This is a genomic window from Massilia aerilata (assembly GCF_042656905.1).
Taxonomy (GTDB): domain Bacteria; phylum Pseudomonadota; class Gammaproteobacteria; order Burkholderiales; family Burkholderiaceae_D; genus Telluria; species Telluria aerilata.
Genome location: NZ_JBHSMZ010000020.1, coordinates 1 through 5,074, shown reverse-complemented (window position 1 = coordinate 5,074; position 5,074 = coordinate 1). Strand labels below are relative to the sequence as shown.

The 5,074-nt window shown below is 58.2% G+C and carries 5 protein-coding genes, 1 tRNA gene, 1 pseudogene and 1 other annotated feature; of the genes and pseudogenes, 2 read left to right on the top strand and 5 right to left on the bottom strand.

The features are described 5' to 3' along the window. Window positions 1-70: 70 nt before the first annotated feature. Complete coding sequence (locus ACFPO9_RS22630; RefSeq protein ID WP_379775270.1) at window positions 71-730, bottom strand: PEP-CTERM sorting domain-containing protein; 660 nt, start codon at window positions 728-730, stop codon at window positions 71-73. Between the two features lie 282 nt (window positions 731-1,012). Next, entirely contained in the window at window positions 1,013-1,378 is a 366-nt protein-coding gene (locus ACFPO9_RS22625; protein WP_379775268.1) for a VOC family protein, read from the bottom strand. Between the two features lie 83 nt (window positions 1,379-1,461). Between ACFPO9_RS22625 and ACFPO9_RS22620 the strand changes: the two genes are divergently transcribed. Together ACFPO9_RS22620 and ACFPO9_RS22615 are read left to right on the top strand one after the other, a co-directional pair. Next, window positions 1,462-1,791, top strand: coding sequence for a helix-turn-helix domain-containing protein (locus tag ACFPO9_RS22620; protein WP_379775266.1), 330 nt, complete (start codon window positions 1,462-1,464; stop codon window positions 1,789-1,791). A 77-nt stretch (window positions 1,792-1,868) separates the two neighbouring features. Beyond that, window positions 1,869-1,959 (top strand) — tRNA-Ser (locus tag ACFPO9_RS22615). A gap of 206 nt (window positions 1,960-2,165) precedes the next feature. Here ACFPO9_RS22615 and ACFPO9_RS22610 read toward each other — a convergent pair. From ACFPO9_RS22610 to ACFPO9_RS22600, 3 genes and pseudogenes are all read right to left on the bottom strand, one after another. After that, window positions 2,166-3,387: pseudogene (locus ACFPO9_RS22610) on the bottom strand (IS3 family transposase). Continuing rightward, window positions 2,993-3,109, bottom strand: a sequence feature (AL1L pseudoknot). (Overlaps the previous pseudogene by 117 nt.) Before the next feature lie 615 nt (window positions 3,388-4,002). Next, window positions 4,003-4,473 carry a penicillin-insensitive murein endopeptidase gene (locus ACFPO9_RS22605; RefSeq protein WP_379775265.1) on the bottom strand — a complete coding sequence of 157 codons (471 nt, stop codon included), beginning with the start codon at window positions 4,471-4,473 and terminating at the stop codon, window positions 4,003-4,005. A 12-nt stretch (window positions 4,474-4,485) separates the two neighbouring features. Then, window positions 4,486-4,977: an Hcp family type VI secretion system effector gene (locus ACFPO9_RS22600; protein ID WP_379775263.1), complete on the bottom strand. Its 492-nt coding sequence runs from the start codon at window positions 4,975-4,977 to the stop codon at window positions 4,486-4,488. Between the last annotated feature and the right edge of the window lie 97 nt (window positions 4,978-5,074).

Genomic DNA, 5,074 nt, shown 5'->3' with positions numbered 1-5,074 from the left:
CTTTGGCACATCTGATGCCGTTTCGGGTGGGGGCGTCCATCCCATTGCGAAGGCGGGGACCCAAGTTCAATCAGCCGCGGCGCCGACGCAACAAAGCCAGCGAACCCAAACCAAGCAGCACCAGCGCCGCGCTGGCCGGCTCCGGAACATCAGCCGACTGGTTGGCATCTCCCGCCTCGATCGGCAAGCCGCCGCCAACCAGCGTCAGCGAATTATCGTCAATGAAGGAATCCAGATCGAGACCAAAATTCCGGTGGAAGTACATCGTGTAATCCACCGACCAGGCCAACAGCGGCACATCGAAAATCCCCTGGTACTGCGTCCACACGCCGTCATGCGAATCAACCGTCGCGGTGGACACGCTCGAAATGACGCTGCCGCTGTGCGTGCGATACGTCAGCGAGACATAGGCATCATCGCTGGGGATGTCCTGGTCCAGTCCCTGTTCCCAGAACGACACCGCCACCTGGCGCATCTGTCCAAAGCCCGGCAGCAGCACGTTCTGCGTCAGCGTGCCCCAGGCGCCGCTGTAGCCGCTGAACATATAGCCGCCGGTGCGCGGATTGATGCCCGGGTCGAAGCTGCCACCGTCGACACGCGGATTGGAGACGCCGCCGACGGTCCAGCCAAGCAGATTGCCGGTCTCCGCGCCGCCATTGGTCAGCAGGGTAGCGTGGCCGGTCATGGAAACCAGGAGGGAAGCAAGGGCAACAGCGAGCTTGAGGCGCATGGGAACTCCGATTAAAGGTTGTGAAATGTCGATGCTGGAAAACGCCGTTCGGCACGCATGACGCAAGCTGTCTTCGGTAGTTCAAGGGAGTTTTTGGCCCATGGATCCGATAACGGCGCGCGTGCGTTGACGACGGTTACCGGCAGGGATGGGGCCGATGAGATGCTGGAGCGGGCATCCGACTCGGCTGACGTGGAGTGGACACGGTGGGGCTCTGCTCGGCAGTGTAGCATATTTCCTAACGTCGCTCCCGCGAGGCGGGAGTCCAAGTTAAGTCTGTTGTTAAGACGACGACAGCACGAACGTATTCCCATCCGGGTCCTTGAACTTCGCAAACGAACCCCAGGGCTGCACGGTCGGCGCCTCAATAAACTCCACCCCACGCGCGCTGAGCTGGCGATAAGTCGCCTCCACGTTATCGCAGGCAAACGACCCATTGAAGAAAGTCCCGATCCGGTCTTCATGCCCATCCGGTGTGAACAGCACGACGCGCGTGCTCGACATCGCCACGCGCAGCTCGATCCAGCGCTTGCCCGGCCCCATCGGCTGGTCGGTGGAGATCTCGAAGGCGAGTTTCTCGGTGTAGAAGGCGAGGGCGCGGTCCTGGTCGGAAACGGGGATGCCGACGAATTTGAGTTGGGTGATCATGGTTGTGTTCCTGTTGAGCTTGTTCCGACCGGCATTATCGTGTCAGTATCGCCGTCGGTGTGCTTTTAACGACTATAGTATTCATGACTACCCTGATTGCGCGTCAATCGACGCTCGATGCCTATGTGTTTGACGTGTTGATGCCCGACCTGGTCGGCCACGACCGGCGCCCGGCGGCCTTCGTCGTGTATCTGTTCCTGTTGCATAGCGCCCAGGCGCTGGGGCGGGACCAGGTGCCGGCCAGCTTGCAAACGATCTCGGTGAAGACCGGCCTGTCGAAGTCGGCGGTGCAGGTGGCCTTGCGGCACCTGAAGCGGCGCGGGCTGATCGGGGCCGAGGAGGTGGGCACGCAGGTGAACCCGGTGCGCCAGGTGCTGAGGCCGTGGCGGCGCCGTCTGGAGGTCGTTGGGTGACGCTTGGACGCTTGCTCTTGTACTGCTGGGAATCCTTGCTATAATAGGCGGCTTCGCAGCCATGCGAAAACCCATCAGGAGAGATGGATGAGTGGTTTAAGTCGCACGCCTGGAAAGCGTGTGTAGGTTCATAGCCTACCGGGGGTTCGAATCCCCCTCTCTCCGCCAGAACAAGAGTAAAGAGGTGCAGTTAATTTTCTTTACTCGCAAACCACCCTCAAAAAGATTGAGTTGTGGGAGGTGACCTGAACCGAGCCCGTCATTGTTCGGGCTTTGTTGTATCTGGGATCCGGCTCTGAGGCATGCCTCTATACCTTTGGCAATAGGGGACTTAGTGAACCGCCCCGGCTTTCGTGGAGGCCGGTTAGTGTGAGTCAGGCCGAAACAACCTGACTGCTCAATTGCTTGTAATAGTTTGCCTCAGCTTCCGCCGGCGGTATATAGCCGAGCGGTTCCAGCAGACGATGGTGGTTAAACCAGGACACCTATTCCAGCGTGGCCAGTTCGACGGCTTCACGCGTTTTCCAGGGCGCGCGACGGTGGATCAGCTCGGCCTTGTAGAGCCCGTTGATGGTCTCGGCCAAGGCGTTGTCATAACTGTCGCCCTTGCTTCCCACAGAGGCTCAATGCCAGCTTCTGCCAGCCGCTCGCTGTACTTTATCGACACGTATTGCGAGCCCCTGTCGCTATAATGGACCAGCGCATTTCGTTCCGGCTGGCGAGCATACAGCGCCTGCTCCAATGCATCGAGCACGAAATCGGTGCGCATCGAACTGCTGACGCGCCAGCCGACAATGTGACGGGCGAAGACGTCGATAACAAAGGCTACGTAGACGAAGCCCTGCCAGGTCGAGACATAGGTGAAATCGCTGACCCACAGTTGGTTCGGCCGCTGCGCCTTGAACTGGCGGTTGACTCGGTCGAGCGGACATGGCGCCTTCGCATCGGCCACCGTCGTGCGCACAACCTTGCCACGCATGACGCCTCGCAGGCCGGCCTTGCGCATCAAGCGCTCCACGGTACAGCGGGCCACATCGGTTCCCTCACGGCGCAACTGGCGCCAGACCTTGTCGGCCCCATAGACCTGCAGGTTCGCTTGCCATACCCGTTCGATGTCGGCGCTCAGCACGTCGTCGCGCTGTGCACGTGCGCAACGCAAGTTAGGGTTTTGCTGCTGCGCGGCGTATCGCCAGTAACCCGACGGTGCAACCTGCATCACCCGGCAGATCGGCTCGACACCGTAAGCATGGCGGTACTGGTCGATGAATGCCCTCACGGCTTGAAGCGGCGGTCGAGCTCCGCCTGGGCGAAAAACGCACTCGCCAGACGCAGGATCTCGTTTGCCTTGCGCAGCTCGCGCACTTCTCTCTCCAGCGCCTTGATACGCTCTTCTTCGGCAGTGGTAGGCCCTGGGCGCTGGCCGGTATCGCGCTCCTGCTGTCGTACCCAGCGACGCAGTGTTTCGGGCGTACAGCCGATCTTGGCCGCGATCGACGTGATGGCCGCCCACTGCGATTCGTACTCGCTGGCAGCTTCGCTGACCATGCGCACAGCGCGCTCAATGACTTCGGGGGAATACTTGGGTTGCTTCTTCATAGCTCCATTTTCTCAAAAAATGGAGCTTCTACAAAATCCGGGGCGGTTCAAGAATATTGACAAAGTGCGCAGGCGGCTGGCACAGAGCGAACCGCCCAATGCGATTGAATGACCAATTTTGGTCAGCATGTCATTCGATCTCAGCGCCGACTTTCTCGGCTAAACAAAAGTCACCCAAGGGTGACTTTTGTTTTTGGCGTTGCAGCCGTTCTAGCTTTAGGAACACTGATGGTCGCCTAACAAATTGACCCATACGTACTCTTTCCTGTCCTAAGATTGATCCCGAAATGACACACATATAGTGACGATCTGTCGGCCTTATCGTATGTGCAGTCGAGATCGCCCTTTTGCCGCATGCGCATTCCAGATGAGGCTCCGCACGCATCCTTTAAATCGGGGCCAATGGACTCAAACAAGTTTTTGGCAACGTTCCCCTGGAGTATGAATGCAGCTTTGCGATCCGACGGTGTCGGCGCAGCTTCTTCCCCTAGGTCGCCGGAGTAGATGAGATATTCGCCTTTGAACGCCGCATAGCTGCCATCCCAAGGCTTTGAGGCGTAGGCGAGGGAAACCACCGCCATCGCAGCGAGGACTGTACACGGGAGTTTCTTCATTTTATACCTTTAGTTCAACGTGAAAATGGTGATCATGATTCATCAGGGGTAAAACCAAGTGGTGAAGCTCCGGATCGTTGAAATAGATCTTTCCCACTCCCGGATAAGCACGGAAGAGCTCAATTAGCTTCGCCGTAGCTGCCTGATCGTACTGATCGCTCCATTGCCAGTACACCGGGGTCCGATTCCCATCCTTCCGTAGAGGGCGTACGTCGACTTCCAACCCGCTCTTGTGAGACCGGTGTTTGGCATACTCGCCGCCGCCAGCCAAGCTGATATTCCCAATGCCGAACTTCCGGCCGTCCAATGCCAACCACTGCCTCTCAACGAATAGAAGCATGCTCATCATGGCTGGATGTGCGTATTGCCCCGCACCTTCGCCTGGCGTCCCGTACACGTAATAACCCGCCCCTTCTGGCGCCTGGGGCAACATGAAGTAACCCCGCTTATCCTTCGGTTGGACTTCGAGCATGGCCGTCACCTATCAAGCGATCTTATTGCTCGCCAAGTCCCAGCCGCCGGAGGTATTCCCGCCAGCTCCACCGCCAATCTTCTGCTGGGTGTACTTCCATTTGATCTTGGAGAAGCGCAAAGCGACGGAATCCTGAAGGAGGCCACCTTCATGAATCGCCTGGTTGACGCTGGCGATGAGTACATTGTCCATCTCGACTTCGTAGTATTTGATTCGCTCTCCGTGCCCATCGGCACGGAAGAATTCGAGCTTGGCTTTTGGGATCGTTTTGCCTGCCGACGAGGTTTGCATCAGCATCGGCGACGACAGGTCGGCCAGTTTCGTCAGCGTCACACTCCGGTGTTCGCAGCGTTCGGCAGTATGGCCTCCGCCGGTCGATGCGGTTGCCGACTTGGGTTGATTGACGCCCCATTGGGCAGAAGTGATCTCGATCCAGTCCTTGTGCTTGTCGTCCTGGGATTCGCCTTTGATACCGTCAATCTGCAAATACACGTCAATTGCCATGTTGTTCTCCGAAGTTGATGTGGTCAGCGGTGAGATAGCCCCCTGATTCACCAGACACGGTCGGTGCGGTATCCTTACGGATAGGAATACGACTGTG

Excerpts from the sequence above, each read along its gene's own strand:
- ACFPO9_RS22630 (WP_379775270.1), bottom strand. The coding sequence starts at position 730 with ATGCGCCTCAAGCTCGCTGTTGCCCTTGCTTCCCTCCTGGTTTCCATG.
- ACFPO9_RS22620 (WP_379775266.1), top strand. The coding sequence starts at position 1,462 with ATGACTACCCTGATTGCGCGTCAATCGACGCTCGATGCCTATGTGTTT.
- ACFPO9_RS22600 (WP_379775263.1), bottom strand. The coding sequence starts at position 4,977 with ATGGCAATTGACGTGTATTTGCAGATTGACGGTATCAAAGGCGAATCC.
- ACFPO9_RS22625 (WP_379775268.1), bottom strand. The coding sequence starts at position 1,378 with ATGATCACCCAACTCAAATTCGTCGGCATCCCCGTTTCCGACCAGGAC.
- ACFPO9_RS22605 (WP_379775265.1), bottom strand. The coding sequence starts at position 4,473 with ATGCTCGAAGTCCAACCGAAGGATAAGCGGGGTTACTTCATGTTGCCC.